This window comes from Rhodococcus sp. GXMU-t2271 (assembly GCF_041414735.1).
Taxonomy (GTDB): domain Bacteria; phylum Actinomycetota; class Actinomycetes; order Mycobacteriales; family Mycobacteriaceae; genus Rhodococcus; species Rhodococcus indonesiensis.
Genome location: NZ_JAUIZP010000045.1, coordinates 107404 through 124583, shown reverse-complemented (window position 1 = coordinate 124583; position 17180 = coordinate 107404). Strand labels below are relative to the sequence as shown.

17 protein-coding genes are annotated in these 17180 nt (G+C 68.7%); 11 read left to right on the top strand and 6 right to left on the bottom strand.

Going from position 1 to position 17180, the window contains the following annotated elements:
- Positions 1-37: 37 nt before the first annotated feature.
- Entirely contained in the window at positions 38-1657 is a 1620-nt protein-coding gene (locus QYS60_RS17930) for a 4-hydroxyphenylacetate 3-hydroxylase family protein (RefSeq protein WP_371383814.1), read from the bottom strand.
- A 55-nt stretch (positions 1658-1712) separates the two neighbouring features.
- Entirely contained in the window at positions 1713-2276 is a 564-nt protein-coding gene (locus tag QYS60_RS17925; RefSeq protein WP_371383813.1) for a flavin reductase family protein, read from the bottom strand.
- 312 nt (positions 2277-2588) lie between these two features.
- On the opposite strand from QYS60_RS17925, the gene QYS60_RS17920 reads away from it, so the two are divergent.
- Complete coding sequence (locus tag QYS60_RS17920; protein ID WP_289377391.1) at positions 2589-3518, top strand: AraC family transcriptional regulator; 930 nt, start codon at positions 2589-2591, stop codon at positions 3516-3518.
- A gap of 6 nt (positions 3519-3524) precedes the next feature.
- On the opposite strand, the gene QYS60_RS17915 is transcribed toward QYS60_RS17920, so the two are convergent.
- Positions 3525-4295 (bottom strand): IclR family transcriptional regulator C-terminal domain-containing protein, encoded by a 771-nt coding sequence (locus tag QYS60_RS17915; protein ID WP_371383812.1) that lies wholly within the window; start codon positions 4293-4295, stop codon positions 3525-3527.
- 197 nt (positions 4296-4492) lie between these two features.
- On the opposite strand from QYS60_RS17915, the gene catA reads away from it, so the two are divergent.
- The 5 genes from catA to QYS60_RS17890 all read left to right on the top strand — a co-directional run bounded on the left by catA (position 4493) and on the right by QYS60_RS17890 (position 9157).
- On the top strand, positions 4493-5344 hold the full coding sequence (catA, locus tag QYS60_RS17910; RefSeq protein WP_003934519.1) for a catechol 1,2-dioxygenase: 852 nt from the start codon (positions 4493-4495) through the stop codon (positions 5342-5344).
- A gap of 127 nt (positions 5345-5471) precedes the next feature.
- On the top strand, positions 5472-6599 hold the full coding sequence (locus QYS60_RS17905) for a muconate/chloromuconate family cycloisomerase (protein WP_371383811.1): 1128 nt from the start codon (positions 5472-5474) through the stop codon (positions 6597-6599).
- 69 nt (positions 6600-6668) lie between these two features.
- Entirely contained in the window at positions 6669-6956 is a 288-nt protein-coding gene (gene catC, locus QYS60_RS17900; RefSeq protein WP_010595761.1) for a muconolactone Delta-isomerase, read from the top strand.
- Positions 6957-6980: 24 nt separating this feature from the next.
- Positions 6981-8114 (top strand): alkaline phosphatase family protein, encoded by a 1134-nt coding sequence (locus QYS60_RS17895; protein ID WP_289377393.1) that lies wholly within the window; start codon positions 6981-6983, stop codon positions 8112-8114.
- 65 nt (positions 8115-8179) lie between these two features.
- Complete coding sequence (locus QYS60_RS17890) at positions 8180-9157, top strand: alpha/beta hydrolase (protein WP_054373227.1); 978 nt, start codon at positions 8180-8182, stop codon at positions 9155-9157.
- Between the two features lie 134 nt (positions 9158-9291).
- On the opposite strand, the gene ygiD is transcribed toward QYS60_RS17890, so the two are convergent.
- From ygiD to QYS60_RS17875, 3 genes are all read right to left on the bottom strand, one after another.
- Positions 9292-10134 (bottom strand): 4,5-DOPA dioxygenase extradiol, encoded by an 843-nt coding sequence (gene ygiD / locus QYS60_RS17885; RefSeq protein WP_289377465.1) that lies wholly within the window; start codon positions 10132-10134, stop codon positions 9292-9294.
- Between the two features lie 25 nt (positions 10135-10159).
- Positions 10160-10996, bottom strand: a complete 837-nt coding sequence (locus QYS60_RS17880) for an alpha/beta hydrolase (protein WP_054373219.1) — start codon at positions 10994-10996, stop codon at positions 10160-10162.
- A 96-nt stretch (positions 10997-11092) separates the two neighbouring features.
- Positions 11093-11995, bottom strand: a complete 903-nt coding sequence (locus QYS60_RS17875; protein WP_289377398.1) for a LysR family transcriptional regulator — start codon at positions 11993-11995, stop codon at positions 11093-11095.
- A 142-nt stretch (positions 11996-12137) separates the two neighbouring features.
- Here QYS60_RS17875 and QYS60_RS17870 point away from each other — a divergent pair, with 142 nt between their 5' ends.
- The 5 genes from QYS60_RS17870 (at position 12138) to QYS60_RS17850 (ending at position 17152) form a co-directional block, all read left to right on the top strand.
- Positions 12138-13508, top strand: a complete 1371-nt coding sequence (locus tag QYS60_RS17870) for an NAD(P)/FAD-dependent oxidoreductase (protein WP_003934510.1) — start codon at positions 12138-12140, stop codon at positions 13506-13508.
- A gap of 123 nt (positions 13509-13631) precedes the next feature.
- A complete protein-coding gene (locus QYS60_RS17865; protein WP_289377399.1) occupies positions 13632-14384 on the top strand; it encodes an isocitrate lyase/phosphoenolpyruvate mutase family protein in 753 nt (250 codons plus the stop codon).
- A 79-nt stretch (positions 14385-14463) separates the two neighbouring features.
- Positions 14464-14985 (top strand): MarR family winged helix-turn-helix transcriptional regulator, encoded by a 522-nt coding sequence (locus QYS60_RS17860; RefSeq protein ID WP_371383824.1) that lies wholly within the window; start codon positions 14464-14466, stop codon positions 14983-14985.
- A 239-nt stretch (positions 14986-15224) separates the two neighbouring features.
- A complete protein-coding gene (locus QYS60_RS17855) occupies positions 15225-16784 on the top strand; it encodes an aldehyde dehydrogenase (RefSeq protein WP_289377400.1) in 1560 nt (519 codons plus the stop codon).
- A complete protein-coding gene (locus QYS60_RS17850; protein WP_003934506.1) occupies positions 16781-17152 on the top strand; it encodes a RidA family protein in 372 nt (123 codons plus the stop codon). Before QYS60_RS17855 ends, QYS60_RS17850 begins: the two co-directional genes overlap by 4 nt.
- Positions 17153-17180 lie beyond the last annotated feature (28 nt).

Sequence of the window (17180 nt, the reverse complement as noted above, 5' to 3'; positions counted from 1 at the left end):
CGGGCGGCAGGGGATCGTCCGCGCGCGGCAGCTGGGGTTACTTGCGGTAGTAGGCGCTGACGTCGTCGTTGCCGATCAGGTCGGGCACGGTCCAGCCGTCGAGGTCGTACTCGCTCATGAACTGCTCGGCCAGGCCCTTCATGCCGGAAACGATGCCGCGGTTCTCGGCGGCGAACAGCAGCTCGGCCTTGACGTTCTCGTGGTTGCCGGAGTAGTTGCGCTCGTAGAGTTCGTGGCGGCCGCCGAATTCGGAGCCGATCGAATCCCACAGCGCCTTCATGACCTTGACCCGGTCCACCGCGGTGATGCCGTCCGAGCCGCGGACGTACTTGTCCAGGTACGGGCGCACCTCGGGGCTCTTGAAGTCCGCGGCCGACGAGGGCAGGTAGATCAGGCCCGAGGCGACGTCCTGCTCGATGATCTCCTTGATGCGCGGGTAGCCCTGGATCATGAACATCCGGTAGGTCAGGCCGTACTCGAGCTTGGGGATGACGGTGTCCCCGATCCACGGCTCGGGATCGCGGGCCATCGACTCGGTCAGCGACCAGAACAGGTTGCGCCAGCCGATGACCTCGCCGACACGGGTCTGCACGCCGCGGAACCCGCCGGCGCCGGTCGCGTCGAGCGCCTTCATCAGCAGGCCGGCGATGAAGTCGAGCTTGACCGCCAGGCGGGTGCAGCCCTGGAAGGTGAACCGGGGCAGGAAGCCGGACTGCGGGAAGAACGCGTTGATCTTCTCCACGTCGCCGTACATGAAGACGTTCTCCCACGGCACCAGCACCTTGTCGAAGATGAAGATGGCGTCGTTCTCGTCCATGCGCGAGGACAGCGGGTAGTCGAACGGGGAGCCGACGACGGCGGCGTTCTGGCTGTAGGAGGCCCGGGAGATCAGCTTGATGCCCGGGGCGTCCATCGGCACCGTGCAGATCAGGGCGAATTCCTTCTTCTTGATCGGCAGGCCGTAGTGGGCGATGAAGTTGTAGTTGGTGATCGCCGAGCCGGTGGCGACGACCTTGGCGCCGGAGACGATCAGGCCGGCATCGGTCTCCTTCTCGACCTTCATGAACACGTCGCCGACCTGGTCGGGCGGGAGCTGGCGGTCCACCGGCGGGTTGATGATGGCGTGGTTCCAGTACAGGACCTTCTCCTGCGACTCGCGGTACCAGCGCTTCGCGTTGTCCTGGAACGGGGCGTAGAGCTCGCTGTTGGCGTCGAGCGTGCCGAGGAAGGAGGCCTTGTAGTCGGGGGACCGGCCCATCCAGCCGTAGGTCATCCGCGCCCAGGTGGCGATGGCGTCACGCTCTTTCAGCAGGTCGTCGGAGGTCTTCGGGGTGCGGAAGAACGGCATGGTCACCCCGCCGTTGCCCGTGTCGGTGGGGCAGGTGAGGGTATCGACGTGCTCGCCGGTGTGCAGCGCGTCGTACAGCCGGGCGGTCATACGGATGGAGTTGCGGAACGCGGGGTGGTTGGTGAAGTCCTTGACGCGCTCGCCGTGCAGCCAGATCTCGCGGCCGTCCTTGATCGACTCGATGTACTCGTCGCCGGTCATCGGCCGCGTGGCGAAGTTCTGCTGCCGGTTCGCCGGGGCGTCGGCGGCGACATTGACCTTCGAACGGTCGATCGCATTCTCGTCGGGACGGGACTCGAGGGTGGTCATGGCTGTCTCCTTGCGACTGGGACGTGACTGGGATGAAAGGGTTCGGGGCTCGTGGTCAGCGGACGGCGGTGTCGACGTACAGCGGGGTGAACCGCGTCCGGGCGTCGAACCAGCTGCTGTGCGGGTCGTCCATCGACCCGTTCCACGCCGCGGAGGCGCTCGGTGCGCCGAGTTCGTGGAAGGTGCTGCGGTAGAACAGCAGCGGCTCGGTGTCGCGGCACTGCGCGTCGACGATCTCGCCGATGTAGATGACATGATCGCCGCCGTCGTACTCGCGCCACGGAACGCAGGACAGGGTTGCCGCTGCGCCGGTGAGCACCGGTGCGGTGGGTCCGTCCTCGAACACCGGGCCGGGGGTCTGCGGTCGGCCGGCGAAGTGCAGGGCGGTGTCGACCTGGTCGGCGGCGAGGATGTTCACCGCGAACGGCGCGCCGGAGAGGAAGGCACACGCCTTGGAAGTACGGGTCAGGGTGACCTGGCACAGGCGGGGCTCGAGGGAGACCGCGGTGAACGCGGTGACCGTTGCGCCGTGAGGTGTGCCCTCGTGATTGGCGCAGGTGATCACGGTGACGCCACTTGCGAACTGTCCGAAGATGTTTCGGAGACGACGCTGTTCCATTTCGGCGCTCCTTGCCGGTCGTTCCGTCCTGGTGTGATGTAGACCATAGGAGCGACCGGACGGCCTTCGCGATCCGCTGAGCGCGGTCGCTATCCGTTCGGCGCGGTCGTTGTGACGAACGATGCCGTTTGCCCGGGGACGTGTTGCCCATCACACTGGGTAGTAGGGTTCGCGAACACGGGCTGGAAGCCCCTCGGGGACACGGGCTGGAAGCCCCTCGAGGACACGGGCTGAAAGCCCCCGAAGACACGGGCTGAAAGCCCCCGAAGACACGGGCCGAAGGTCCCGAGAACGCACACGGGAGGTGCGCAGGTGGTGTCGACGCCGGAGCCGGCCGACTGGGACGAGGCCGAGCATGTGGTGTCCGACGCGTATTTCCCGCACACGCTGACTCCGCTCGCGCGAGGTTCGGAACCGCACGTCAACGTGCGCTCGCTGCAGCTCGGTCCGCTGCGGCTCGCCCGCATCGGTTGGGGGGCCGAGGTCGCCGTGGACTCGGATCATCCGGGTGCGTACGCGGTCAACATCCCGCTGTCCGGCCACATCGAGTCGGTGGCGGCGGGACGGGAAGTGAGTTCCGCACAGGGGCAGGCCTCGGTGTTCCGGCCCGACACGGCGGCGCGGATCACGCGGTGGACCGAGGACTGCGAGATCGTCGGGGTCAAGCTCGACCGCGACTACCTCGACCGCGAGATGCACCGGATCCTCGGTCGTCCCGACCTGGGGCTGCCCGACCAGGTGGACCTGACGAGCGAGGCGGGGCGGAGCTGGATGGCCCTGCTGCAGTCGGTGGTCGAGCAGCTGCGGGCGGACGAGGGACTGTGGCGCAACCCCCTCGTCGCCGACCAGCTTTCGGGGGCGCTGACCTCGGCGTTCGTGCTCGCCGTGATGCCGAATGCGGGTGCCGGTACGGCGGCGCGGCCTCGGATCGTCAAGCGCGTTCTCGACCGTATCCACGAGGACCCGGCGCAGCCGTGGACCACCGCGGACATGGCCGAGCTGGCGGGCGTGAGTGTGCGACGGCTGCAGGAGGGCTTCCGCGAGTACCTCGGTGTCTGTCCCCGCGACTACCTGCTCGATCTGCGGCTCGAGCGGATCCACGAGGAACTCGCGGCCGGCGACCCGGCGACGACGTCGGTCACGGATGTGGCCCTGCGCTGGGGGATGACCCACACCGGTCGATTCGCGGCCGCCTACCGCCGCAAGTACGGTGTGGCGCCCTCGGCGACCCTGCGCGGTTGACGCGCCCTATCCGCGGTATCCGAGGTCGGCGCCCAGGGCGTGCGCGGACTTCATCAGGCATTCCGCGGCGAGCTCGCGGAACTCTCCGGGCGTGTGCCGGGCCGTCGACGTCGAGCAGGCGAGCACGCCGACCACGGTGCCGGTGGCGTCCCGGACCGGCGCCGCGGCCGAGATCAGCCCCTCCTCGAGCTCGGCGGAGGTGAGCGCGTAGCCCTGGGTGCGCACGCGCGCGAGCTCGGCGCGCAATTCGTCGGCGTTGCGCACGGTGGCCGTGGCGAGTTTCTCGAAGCGGGTCTCGGCGACGACCTGCTCGACGATCTCCTCGGGTGCCCACGCCAGCAGCGCCCGGCCCATCGACGTGGCGTATGCCGGGACCCGGGTGCCGACCGAGACGTTGATGCTCATGATGCGGCGCACGGGCACGCGGGCGGCATAGACGACCTCCGCGCCGTCGAGCACGCCGAGGGAGGCGGATTCGCCGGTGTGCTCGGCGATCTCCACCAGCCTCGGCATGGCCGCCTCGACCAGGGCGTGGGAGGCGGAGTAGTGCTGGCCGATGCTGAGTACACGCGGGGTCAGCGTCCAGCGGCTGCCGTTGCTGTTCACGTAGCCGAGTTTCTGCAGGGTGAGCAGGATGCGGCGCACCGCAGGTCGGGACAGGTCGGTCTTTGCTGCCAGTTCGGCGAGGGACGGATTGGGGTGCCGCTCGTCGAACGCGAGCAGCACCGCGAAGCCCCGCTCGATGCTTTGGACGAAATCCCGGTCCTGACTAGGCATTGTGGTCTCCTACCTGCGGTTTCGGGCCATTCGGACACCCGGGTGTTGACAATCACCTGTGACTGGACGCACAGTATGTGTACGCACTGCGATATGTAAGTACGCACAGCGTACAACCCGAGTGGCGAGAGCGCCAGCCCCGCGATCACCACCCACAGCTTTCGCGACCACCGTTCGAGCCTCGCCGAGGAGGACACATGACCACCACCGAAAACCCCACCGCCCACGCCTCGGGCAACGCCGCCACCGACAAGTTCAAGAGCGAGCGGGTCTCGTCTGACACGTCGGTCGAGCGCGCCGCTGCCATCTACAAGGACGTGCTCGGTGCGTTCGCCGAGATCATCCACAAGCACCAGGTCACCTACGACGAGTACCGGGTGCTCAAGCAGTGGATGATCGACGTCGGCGAGTACGGCGAGTGGCCGCTGTGGCTGGACGTCTTCGTCGAGCACGAGATCGAGGAAGTGCACTACAACCGCAAGCACTTCTCCGGCACCAAGGGCAGCATCGAGGGCCCCTACTACGTGCCGGACTCGCCGAAGCTGCCGGCCAAGTGCACCATGCCGATGCGTGAGCAGGACAAGGCCGCCAAGGCGCTGATCTTCAAGGGCCAGGTCACCGACCTCGAGGGCAAGGGCCTGCAGGGCGCCACCATCGAGCTGTGGCACGCCGACGAAGAGGGCTACTACTCGCAGTTCGCCCCCGGCATCCCCGAATGGAACCTGCGCGGCACCATCGAGTGCGACGACGAAGGCAACTTCGAGATCACCACGCTCAAGCCCGCGCCCTACAAGATCCCGGCCGACGGCCCGACCGGCTGGTTCATCGACTCCTACGGCGGCCACCCGTGGCGTCCCGCCCACCTGCACCTCATGGTGAAGGCCCCGGGCAAGCGCGCCATCACCACCCAGCTCTACTTCCAGGGCGGCGAGTGGGTCGAGGACGACGTCGCGACCGCGACCAAGCCCGAGCTGATCCTGGATCCGCAGCCGAACGCCGACGGCGTCGACGAAGTGACCTACAACTTCGCGCTCGACCCCCAGGCCTGAGCACTCCTGTGAACCGGGTCCACGTGTGGTGACGAATGCCGGTGTCCGCCAAGGGCACCGGCATTCGTCGTCGCGGAGGCCCGACTGTTACCCGCATCACCGCCGAAATCCGATTGTGAGCTGTTCGATGTCCGACCCCGACCTGAAGATCGTCTCGATCGATACGACGATCGTCGACGTACCGCTGGTGCGTCCCCACAAGTTCGCCACCACCACCGCCGAGAAGCAGCCCATCCTGCTCGTGGCGATCACCACCGCGGGCGGCGTCACCGGCCACGGCGAGGGCGTCGTCCCCGGCGGTCCGTGGTGGGGCGGCGAGTCCGTCGAGACCATGAAGGCGATCGTCGACCGCTACATCGCCCCCTACATCACCGGCCGCGGCGTCGACGAGATCAGCGGCATCATGGTCGACATCGAACGCGTCGTCTCCGGTGCCCGTTTCGCCAAGGCAGCCGTCGACGTAGCCCTGCACGACGCGTGGGCCCGCGCCCTGGGCGTCGGGGTGCACACCCTGCTCGGTGGCGCGTTCCGCACCGGCGTCGACGTGCGGTGGGCGCTCGGGGCCGCGCCGGTCGACGAAATCCTCGAGGAAGTCGAGGAGAAGATGGCGGCACGGCTGAACTTCGCGTTCAAGCTCAAGATGGGCGCGCTCGACCCGAAGGTCGACACCGAGCGTGTCGTCACGATCGCGCAAGCCCTCGAGGGCAAGGCCGGCGTGAGCATCGACGTCAACGCCCGCTGGGACCGGTTCACCGCGCTGCGATACGTTCCGCAACTCGTCGACGGCGGTGTCGAACTCATCGAGCAGCCCACCCCCGGGGAGCAGCGCGAAGTGCTCGCCGAGATCAACCGGCTCGTGGCTGCCCCGGTGATGGCCGACGAGTCCGTGCAGACCCCGCACGACGCCCTCGAGATCGCCAAGCTCGGGGCCGCCGACGTCATCGCCCTCAAGACCACCAAGTGCGGTGGCCTGCAGCGCAGCAAGGAGGTCGTGGCGGTCGCCAAGGCCGCCGGAATCCGCTGCCACGGCGCCACTTCGATCGAGGGGCCCATCGGCACCGCGGCATCCGTCCACTTCGCCTGCGCCGAGCCGGGAATCAACTACGGCACCGAACTGTTCGGGCCGCAGCTGTTCGCCGTCGAGCTGCTGCAGACTCCACTGGACTACTCGGAAGGCCAGCTGCACCTGCCCCAGGGACCCGGCCTCGGTGTCGAACTCGACATGGACGTCGTCAAGCATCTCGCCCGCGACTGACCACCCCCGTGCGCGGTTCCGGTAGCACCCGCTACCGGAACCGCGCACGGCCCGAAAGGAGTACCGACCATGGCACTGTTCCACGTTCGCATGGACGTCGACATCCCCCGCGACCTCGACCCCGAGGTGCGTGCCGAGACCGTCGCGCGGGAGAAGGCATACAGCCAGGAACTGCAGCGCGAGGGCAAGTGGCGGGAGATCTGGCGCATCGTAGGCAAGTACAGCAACATCAGCATCTTCGACGTCGACTCCGCCGACGAACTCCACGAGATCCTCTGGAACCTGCCGCTGTTCCCGTACATGAACATCGAGATCATGCCGCTGACCAAGCACGGGTCCGACATCAAGGACCAGTGACGCCCGGCAGGCCATACTCGGGTAATGGACCTGCCGCTGCACGACGTCTACGCCGAACCCACCCTCGCGGATCTGATGCCGTCCGTCCTCGCGTCCGCGGGGGTGCCCGGTGAGGCCAACCGTCTCGCCCTGCCCGAGCAGTCCCGCACCGTCGTGCTGCTCGTCGACGGCATGGGATGGAACCTCCTGCGACGGAATGCGGCCGCCGCGCCCTTTCTCGCCGGACTCGACGGCCGGCCGCTCCGCGCCGGATTTCCCACCACCACCGCGGTGAGCATCGCCTCGCTCGGCACCGGGCTGGCCTCCGGCGCCCATGCCGTCACCGGCTACCAGTCCTACGTCGAGGAGATCGACGCCCCGTTCAACTGGCTCCGCTGGACCCTCGCCGGGACCGCCGTCGATCAGCGCGAGCGGTTCGTCCCCGAATGGATACAGCCCCACCCGACGGTGTTCGAACGAGCCGACGCGGCCGGGCTGACGGTGACCACCGTCGTTCCCCGCAGTTTCGACGGCAGCGGCCTCACCCGGGCCGTGCTCCGCGGCGGCAACTTCGTCGGTGTCTCCGCCTACGGCGACCTGCTCGCCCACGTCGTCGCCGCCGTCACCACCGGCGACCGCACCCTCGTCTACTGCTACCTCGGTGAGGTCGACACGATCGGGCACCTGTACGGACCCGAGTCCCCCTCCTGGATCGCGCAGCTGACCGTCGTCGACCGGTTCGTCGAGCAACTCGTCGCCGCCCTACCCACCGGGACACGGCTGCTGATCACCGCCGATCACGGCATGGTCGACGCCTCCCGGGGCCGACGCGCCGACTTCGACCACCTGCCTGCTCTCTCCGAGGACGTCGACGTGATCGCCGGTGAACCGCGCTGCCGGCACGTGCACACCCGGCGACCGGACGCGGTGCTCGAGCGCTGGCGCAACGAACTCGGTGACGACCTGTGGGTCGGCACCCGCGACGACGTGATCGCCGGCGGACTGTTCGGCCCGGACCCCTCGCCCGCCGCGTGCCGCCGCATCGGTGACGTCGTCGCGATCGGACTCGGCGAGTCCACGGTGATCCGTACCGACGGCGAGCTGGTCATGTCGCAACTGCCCGGACAGCACGGTGCGCTGACCGACGAAGAGCTGTTGGTGCCGTTGTTGCAGGTCTGAGGCAACGGATACGTGTGACGGAGAGTACCTCGACCCGGTGCCGGACCCGTCCTATCGTGGCGTACATGCGCACCCACGGATCGACGATCTGGCACTGGACGGTGAGCCTGCGGGCGATCCTCGTCTTCTGGTTCGTGCGGATCTTCGTCAAGCCGCTGTTCGCCTACTGGCCGGCCACCGACCGCGGGATCGAGACCCTCAGCCGGCTCGACCGTCGCGTCGACAAGATGCTGCCCCGCCCGCGCAACGTCGACATCGATCCCCTCACTCTCGGCGGGGTGCCCAGCGAACGCATCGAACCGCCGCGTCCCGCCGAGGACTCCCTCGCCGGCGCGACGATCCTCTACTTCCACGGCGGCGCTTTCGTCTTCTGCGGGCTCGCCACGCACCGCACGGTGTGTTCCCTGCTCGCCACCGAATCGGGGGTGCCGGTGTACTCCGTCGCCTACCGGCAGCTACCTGTCGGTTCGATCGGGACGTCCGTCATCGACGCGATGGCTGCGTACACCGCGCTGCTGGAGACGGCCGAGGACCCCACGCGCATCGTCGTCGCCGGCGACTCGGCCGGGGGATATCTGGCGATGAAGGTCGCCGAGATCGCCGCGCTGCGCGGCATGATCCGCCCGGCCGCGGTGATCGGGTACTCACCGCTGCTCAACCTCGATCTCGAGGAGCACGATCCCGACTTCATGAAGCGCGACGCGTACCTGCCGATGCGGCAGGTGGAGAAGCTGCGCGACCGCTGGCTCGCCGGTCCCGATTACATCGAAGGTGCCCAGTCGCCGGTCCGCGCCGATCCGGCACTGTTCCCGCCCGCGTTCTTCTCCGTCGCCGAATACGAGATCACCCGTCCCGACGTCGAGATCATGACGGAGGCGTTCGACGAGGTGGGCACGACGGTCGAGACGCACCTGTGGGCGGGCCAGGTGCACGCCTTCCCCGTCATCGGGCAGGTGCTGCCCGAGGCGCGGACACTGCTGCAGCACAGCATCGACTTCGCGCGGCGCACGGTCGTCGCGGAGGAGCGTCGCCACACGGCATGACCCTGCCCCTCGGGATGGCCGCACCCGGGGTGGCCGCACCCGGGGTGGCCGCACCCGGGGTGGCCGAATGTCACATTCGGTCGACTGCATCGACGCGATGTGACATTCGGCCACAATCACGATCACGATCACGATCACGCGTTGGTGTTCACCGGGTCCGGGGTGGCGGGGAACCCAGCGGACGGGGGACCGCCGTCACCGGCCGTGCACGTGAGACCGAGGGTGTAGGCGCTCATCGACAGCGACCCGTACGCGAAACCGTCGATCAGCGGTTCGACGAGGTCCTCGCCCACGCCCGCCAGGCCCGCGAAGTACAGCAACGGCAGGAAGTGGTCCGGGGTGGGAACCGCGTGGTCGAAGTCCGCGTGCCCGTCGAGACCTGCGACTCCCTCGGGGCGGTCCATGACCATGACCCGGGCGGCCGCGTCGAACCGGTGCGCCCAGTCGAACCCCTCGTCCGGGCGGCGACGGTCCATGCCGGCCAGGTTGTGCACGATGTTGCCGCTGCCGACGATCAGCACGCCGCGGTCACGCAGCGGGGCGAGCTTCGCGCCGAGCTCGAGGTGGTAGTCGAAGTCGCGGTAGGCGTTCAGGCTCAACTGCACCACCGGCACGTTCGCCTCGGGGAAGGCGTGGGTGAGCACCGACCAGGTGCCGTGGTCGACACCCCACGAGTCGACGTCCGCACCCACCCACGTCGGATGCACGACGTCGGCGATCTCCTCGGCCAGTTCCGGCAGCCCGGCCGCGGGGTAGTCGACGTCGAACAGCTCCTGCGGGAATCCGTAGAAGTCGTGGATGGTGCGCGGGTTCGGCATCGCGGTCACCGCGGTGGCGTTGATGTACCAGTGCGCCGAGATCGCGAGTATCGCCCGGGGCGTCGGCACCGCGGAACCGAACTCCCGCCACGCCCTGGTGTAGCGATTCGATTCGAGCGCGTTCATCGGGCTGCCGTGGCCGACGAACGCGGCCGGCATGCGCGCGGGCGGAGCAGCCGCCACCTCAGCCGAGCCTCGGCCGGAGCCATTCCACCAGGTCGTCGAGGACCTGCTTCTTCTCCGGCTCGTTGAACACCTCGTGGTAGAGGCCCTCGTACATCTTGAGCGTCACGTCCTGCGACCCGACCAGCTCGGCGACGAGCCGGCTGCCGGACGGCGCGGTGAGCCGGTCCTCGGTGCCGTGCTGCAGCAGGATCGGCAGATCCAGTGCGGGTAGCCGGGCCGGCAGGCTCTCGCCCGTGGTGACCAGCGCGCGGGCGATGCCGGCAGGTACGAGACCGTGGTGCACGAGGGGATCGGCTTCGTACCCGGCGACGACGTCGGGGTCGCGCGAGATGCCCGCCGAGTCGAGTTTCTGCACCGGCAGCTGCGGTAGGACGCGCCCGATCACCTTGCCGAGTGCGACGACGGGCCGCGGCGTGCCGGAGGTGACGTCGACGGCGGGACCGGACAGGGCGAGGGCCGTGAGCTCGTCGGGGTGCTCGAGCGCGTAGGCCAGGGCGATGGCTCCGCCCATCGAATGGCCCAGCAGGACCCGCGGCAGGCCGGGCTGATCGAACGCGGTGATGCCGACCAGGCGATGCACGTCGCCGGTGAACTGGTCCATGTCCCGCACGAACACCCGTCGTCCGCCCGAGCGACCGTGCCCGCGGTGGTCGAGGGCGTAGACGACGAGACCCAGCTCGCCGAGGCGTTCGACCACGTGGTCGTACCGGCGGGCGTGCTCGCCGAAGCCGTGGCAGAGCACCAGCACGCCTGTGGGGTCTGCGTCGGGCGACCACACGTCGTACACGACGCGGGTGCCGTCGGCACTGGTGAACGAGGTCTCGGTTCGCTGCATGATCGCTCCTCACCGCGTGGGTCCGCCGTCGGCTCGGTCATCCTTCCACGAAAAGGCACCGGATCGGTACGCATTGCGACGACCGGGTGGCGGTGTTCAGCTCTCCGATCCCGGTGGTGCCGGGCTGGTCATCGACTGGCGCAGCGCGAGGATCAGACTCGACATGGCCGACGACCGGGGGGCGTCGTTGCGGAGCACTCCGCACACCGGGATGCTGAGCCGGTTGCGCGCCTCGCGCATGTAGGCCAGGCCGGTCCTGGGGGTTTCCGCGGCGGTGCTCGGGTACAGAACCGTCCACGCCCGCGGGTTGGTGATGACGTCGAGGGTGGCGGTGTGGTCGCTCGCGATCGAGGGTCCGAGCTGCACCCGTCGTCCCACCGCCCGGAAGGCGTCCTCGATCACCGTGTGGATGAGCACCTGGCTGTGCCGGGGCGGCAGGAGCAGCGGATAGGGCGCGAGATCGCCGAGGTCGACGGTGGAGAATGCGGAGAGCGGGTGCCGGCTCGATGTGACGATGACCAGATCCTCGATGCCCAGTTCCACGGTCTCGAGTCCGGGACGGTCGACCTCACCCCGGATCAGGGCGATGTCGGCGTCGCCGCCGGCGACCGCGTCGATCCGGTCGGCGAAGCTCTTGATGACGAACTCGATGTCGATCGCCGGGTACTGCTCCCGAACATGCGCGATGGCGTCGAGGCTCTGGGACGCGAAGGTCATGTTCGCGGCGATCCGGATGCGGTTGCGCGGCTCGCGTGCGACCGAGAACGCCTGCGCTTCGAGGCTCAGCACCTGCTGCGCGATGGGGACCAGGCGCGAGCCGGCCGGGGTGAGCCGCACCATCCGCGTCGACCGCTCGAACAGCGACGCGCCGAGTTCCTTCTCGAGCCGGGTGATCTGGTGGCTGATCGCGGACTGGGAGATGAAGCACTTCTGGGCGGCCTTGCTGAAGCTCAGCTCCTCGCTGACGGCGAGGAAGTACCGCAGCTGCCGGAAGTCCATACCCCCATCCTACTTATGAGCGATCGAGATAAGAGCTCCCCGACTTCGGCAGGTTGGTGGTCTTCACGGCCTCCCGTCCATACGGTGGGTGTCATACATCGACTTCAGTGTGGAGGTAGAGGTAATCGTGAGTAGCACAGCAGTGACCGACCGGACCGAGGTCGTCGTCGTCGGTTCGGGCTTCGGCGCGCTGGCGACGGCGAAGAAACTCGCCAAGGCCGGGACGCCGTTCGTCCTGATCTCCGAGACCACCGAACATCTCTTCCAGCCCCTGCTGTACCAGGTCGCCACCGGTGTCCTCTCGGCCGGGGAGATCGCTCCGTCGATCCGCTCCATCCTCGCGAAGTACCCGAACGCGGACGTGCGGCTCGGCCGTGTCGTCGACGTCCGGCCCGACGAGCACGAGGTCGACTACGTCGCCGGCGGCACCGTGCACACGGTCGGCTACCGCTCGCTCGTCGCAGCGACGGGCGCCCGGCAGGCGTACTTCGGCCGCGACGAGTTCGAGAAGGTCACCTACGCCCTCAAGACCGTGGAGGACGCCGAGCGGCTGCGCCGGCAGATCCTGCGGTGCTTCGAGGAGGCGCACACCACCGCCGATCCGGAACGCCGTCGCAACCTCCTGAGCTTCGTGGTCATCGGTGCCGGTGCGACGGGCGTCGAGCTCGCGGGCCAGATCAAGGAACTCGCGGGCCGCTACTTCGAGCAGTCGTTCCACGACATCAGTGCCGACGACGTGTCCGTCACCCTCGTCGAGGGCGCGGGCGAGGCTCTTCCGGCCTTCGGCGGCAAGCTCAGCGAGTACACCAAGCAGTCGCTGCAGAAGTCGGGCGTCGACGTCGTGCTCGACACCTTCGTCACCGACATCGACGAGCACGGTGCCACTCTGAAGGCGAAGAACGACGAGGAGCGCCGGATCACTGCCGAGACCATCATCTGGTCGGCCGGGGTGCGGGCCAACGACTTCGCCGGCGTCCTCGCGGAGCGCACCGGCTGCGCCACCGACCGTGCCGGCCGGCTGCTGGTCAACCCGGATCTCACCGTGGGCGGCTACGCCGACGTGTACGCCATCGGCGACATGACGTCGCTGAACAACCTGCCCGGCCAGTCGCCCGTCGCGATGCAGGGCGGCCGCCACGTGGCCCGGACCATCCTCGGGAAGCAGGGCAAGGGCACCCCGTTCAAGTACCGGGACAAGGGCAGCATGGCCATCATCAACCGCTTCCGCGCGATCACCCGCGTCGGAAAGATCGAGCTGAGCGGCTTCGTCGCGTGGGTGCTGTGGCTGGCCGTGCACCTGGTCTACATGGTGGGCTTCCGCAACCGCTACGTCGCAGTGATGTCGTGGTTCGGATCCTTCCTCGGTCACCGTCGCCCCCACTTCCACTACGCGCAGGAATCGGTGACGCTCGACGCGGACGTCCCCGACGACATGACCGTCGCCGCTGTACCGCCCCGGGTGGACCGCGCTCCCGAGAAGGAGCCGGAACCCGAGAAGGTCAGCGTCCGATAGGGCGGCTCGACGAGAAACCGGGCCCCGGGCCGTTCGTCACGAACGGTGCGGGGCCCGGTTTTCTCGCACCCGGGGGTGGGCCGTTCGGCGGAAATGCTGCGGGTGGGTGTGGTTGGATGCGGCATGACGACTCTCGCCGAGAAGGCCGTAGCCCTGAAGTCCCTGCATGTTCCGGGTGACCCGGTGGTCCTGCCGACCGTGTGGGACGCCTGGTCGGCGAATCTGGCGGTACAGGCCGGCTTCTCCGCGTTGACGATGGGCAGCCATCCGGTGGCCGACTCGGTCGGCAAGCCGGACAACGAGGGAATGACATTCGAGGAGCTGCTGACTCGGGTACGGCAGGTCACCGCGGCGGTCGACGTCCCGATCTCGGTGGATGTGGAGGCCGGTTACGGTGAGGTCCCTGCTCGGATCGTCGAGGGGCTGCTGGGCGCGGGTGCTGTGGGGTTGAACATCGAGGACACCGTGCACAGTGAGGGCGGCCGGCTGCGCGAGCCGGCCGAGCACGCCGAGTACGTGGCCGGGTTGCGTGCCGCTGCGGACGCCGCGGGTGTGCACCTGGTGGTCAATGCCCGTACCGATCTGTTCGTCAAGAAGGTCGGGGCCGAGTCCGATCGGGCGGACCGGGCGATCGACCGTCTGAAGCTGGCCGCCGACGCAGGGGCCGATGTGCTCTATCCGGTCGGCTTCCACAGCGACGAGATTCAGCGGCGCCTGACGTCGGAGCTGCCGTTGCCGGTCAATGCGATCGCCCACCCGGCGAAGAACGATCTCGCGTCGTTCGCTGCTCTCGGCGTCGGCCGGATCAGCTTCGGCCCTCTGCTGCAGGCCGCTCTGGCCGAGCGGGCGGGTCAGCTGCTGGAGCAGTGGCGCTGAACGATTCCGCAGCGCGCGTTCGCGAACGCGCCACGGGTAGACTCCCGGCATTGTGGGAGAGCCTGGAGAACGCGACGCCGTGGACGCCATCGTCGCGCACTGGGCGGTGGCCCGTCCCGAACTCGACGTCTCGGGACTGAAGGTCTTCGGGCGTCTGCATCGGAGCTTCCTCGTCTACAAGTCCCGGATCGCGCCCACCTTCGAGGAGCACGGGATCAACGATTCGGGATTCGACGTCCTCGCCTGTCTGCGCCGCGCGGTACCCCGTCATCGGCTCACCGCGGGGGAGCTCGCCGAGCAGACGCTGGTCACCACGGGCGGGCTGTCGCTGCGGGTGAACCGGCTCGAGGAGGCGGGCCTGGTGACCCGATCGAAGGACAGCCAGGACGCCCGCGTCGTGTACGTCGAGCTCACCTCTGCCGGCGCCGCGCTCGTCGACTCGGTCGCGGACGCGCACTTCGCCAAACTGCGCGCGATGCTCGGTGACCTCGACGCGACGGAGCGCGAGACGCTGGCGCGCCTGCTCGCCCGCCTGGAGTGCTCTGCCCGCGCGGCCGAGTTCGATGCCGACGCGGATTCGGGTGTCGATCGTCGGGTCTGACGGTCCGGCCGGAAAAAACTTCGAGAAATTTATGACGCCCGCCACACCGCTGTGACCTGCGTCTCCTCCGTTTCACGGCCGTAAATGCGGCGTAACGACCGGCTGATCTGGGCATTCGAGCCTTGACCTCTTAGCGCTAAGACGCTACAAATCTCTTAGTGCAAAGATATCGATCCGGCGCGCACCACCCTCCACGAGCACCGTGGTCCGCGTCCCTCCCCATCGAACGGACCCCCCTCATGCCCATTGCGTACGCGTCCCCGCTCCAGGCGGGAACCGCCGAGCACGCCGAGCCCGTCGACACGGTCGACGAGATCTTCGTCGCCGGCCGCTGGCAGCGTGGACTCGGAGAGTGCCTCGAATCCGTCGACCCCGCGACGGGCCGGGTCTTCGCCGGCCTGCACACGGCGACGGTCGACGACGTCGACCGCGCGGTCGCCGAAGGTCTTCGGGCCGCGCACGGCGGATGGTCGTCGCTGCTCCCGCACGAACGGGCCCGCGTGCTGCACCGCATCGGAAACGCCCTCGACGACGAGGCCGAACGCGTCGCCCGGTTGCAGACCCTCGACACAGGCAAGACCCTGACCGAGACCCGGGCACTGGTTGCCAGCGCCGCCAACACCTTTCGCTACACGGCTGCCGCCCTCGAGACAATGGACTCGGCGGTGACCACGCCCCGGGGTCCGTGGCTGACCATGTCGACGTACCAGCCGATGGGTGTCGTCGCCGCGATCACGCCGTGGAACTCCCCGATCGCGTCCGACGCACAGAAGATCGCCCCGGCCCTCGCCGCCGGCAACGCCGTCGTGAGCAAGCCGCCGGTATGGGCCCCGTGGGTGACCCTGCTCCTCGCCCGCATCTGCGAGGCGGCCGGTCTGCCCGCCGGCGTCCTCTCGGTCCTGCCGGGCTCGGGGCGCACAGTCGGCGAGGCGCTGGTCCGGCACCCCGACGTCGCCAAGGTCAGCTTCACCGGTGGCACCGCCACCGGCCGCCACCTCGCGCATCTCGCCGCCGACAAACTCATGCCGATCACCCTCGAACTCGGCGGCAAGTCCCCGACGATCGTGTTCGAGGACGCCGATCCCGAACAGGCCCTCGCCGGCGTGCTCTACGGCATCTTCTCCTCGGCCGGGCAGAGCTGCATCGCCGGATCGCGGATCTTCGTGCACCGCAGCATCGCCGAGACCTTCACCGCCGAACTCGTCCGGCGCGCAGCGGCGCTGCGCCTCGGGCCCGGCACCGACCCGCACACCCGGGTGGCCCCGCTGGTCACCTTCGCCCACCGGGACCACGTCGCTGCCATGGTCGACGACGCCGTCGCCGCCGGAGCCCAGGTGCTGTGCGGGGGCGCGATCCCGACCGGTGAGCGGCTCGCCTCCGGCGCGTACTACCCGCCCACGGTGCTCACCGGCGTCGACAACTCCGCGACGATCTGCCGCGAGGAGGTCTTCGGGCCGGTGGCCGTCGTGCTGCCCTTCGACGACGAGGAGGACCTGATCGCGCAGGCGAACGACTCGGTGTACGGGCTGGCCTGCGGCATCTGGACCGCCGACTACCGACGCGCGTGGCGCGTGGCCGGTGCGGTGAAGGCGGGCACCGTATGGATCAACACCTACAAGCAGTTCAGCATCTCGACCCCCTTCACCGGTCTCGGCGACAGCGGTCTCGGCACCGAGAAGGGACGCGACAGCATCCGCCAGTACTGCGATCAGAAGAGCATCTACCTCGACCTGTCCGGCGAACCGATCGCCTGGGCCACCCCCGGCCCGACCGAAACCCGAAAGGACCCCTCCCGGTGACCGATTCGATTGCCGTCACGCACGAACCCACCGCCCATCCGTACAGTCCCGCCTACGCCGTCGCCGGCTTCGGGTTCGTCTCCGGCGCCCTGTCGGTCGACGAACACGGCATCGCCGTCGACGGCACGACCGCCGCCCTCGACGCCGCGATCGCCCGCCTCGGCGAGCGCCTGGCCACCATCGGCATGACCCTGTCCGACGTCGTCAAGACCACGTACTTCGTGACCGACGTGTCGCTCCGCGACCAGGCGAACCGCCACTACGAGAAGATCTTCGCCACTCCCCGGCCCGCCCGCTCGTTCGTCGAGGTCGCCGCCCTGCCCTACGGCGCCACCGTCGAGATCGAAGCCGTCGCCTACCGCGCCTGAACCACCCACCGCACGAAAGGACCACCGA

Coding starts and splice junctions, on each gene's coding strand:
- QYS60_RS17930 (WP_371383814.1), bottom strand. CDS start 1,657: ATGACCACCCTCGAGTCCCGTCCCGACGAGAATGCGATCGACCGTTCG.
- QYS60_RS17925 (WP_371383813.1), bottom strand. CDS start 2,276: ATGGAACAGCGTCGTCTCCGAAACATCTTCGGACAGTTCGCAAGTGGC.
- QYS60_RS17915 (WP_371383812.1), bottom strand. CDS start 4,295: ATGCCTAGTCAGGACCGGGATTTCGTCCAAAGCATCGAGCGGGGCTTC.
- catA (WP_003934519.1), top strand. CDS start 4,493: ATGACCACCACCGAAAACCCCACCGCCCACGCCTCGGGCAACGCCGCC.
- QYS60_RS17905 (WP_371383811.1), top strand. CDS start 5,472: ATGTCCGACCCCGACCTGAAGATCGTCTCGATCGATACGACGATCGTC.
- catC (WP_010595761.1), top strand. CDS start 6,669: ATGGCACTGTTCCACGTTCGCATGGACGTCGACATCCCCCGCGACCTC.
- QYS60_RS17895 (WP_289377393.1), top strand. CDS start 6,981: ATGGACCTGCCGCTGCACGACGTCTACGCCGAACCCACCCTCGCGGAT.
- QYS60_RS17890 (WP_054373227.1), top strand. CDS start 8,180: ATGCGCACCCACGGATCGACGATCTGGCACTGGACGGTGAGCCTGCGG.
- ygiD (WP_289377465.1), bottom strand. CDS start 10,134: ATGCCGGCCGCGTTCGTCGGCCACGGCAGCCCGATGAACGCGCTCGAA.
- QYS60_RS17880 (WP_054373219.1), bottom strand. CDS start 10,996: ATGCAGCGAACCGAGACCTCGTTCACCAGTGCCGACGGCACCCGCGTC.
- QYS60_RS17875 (WP_289377398.1), bottom strand. CDS start 11,995: ATGGACTTCCGGCAGCTGCGGTACTTCCTCGCCGTCAGCGAGGAGCTG.
- QYS60_RS17865 (WP_289377399.1), top strand. CDS start 13,632: ATGACGACTCTCGCCGAGAAGGCCGTAGCCCTGAAGTCCCTGCATGTT.
- QYS60_RS17855 (WP_289377400.1), top strand. CDS start 15,225: ATGCCCATTGCGTACGCGTCCCCGCTCCAGGCGGGAACCGCCGAGCAC.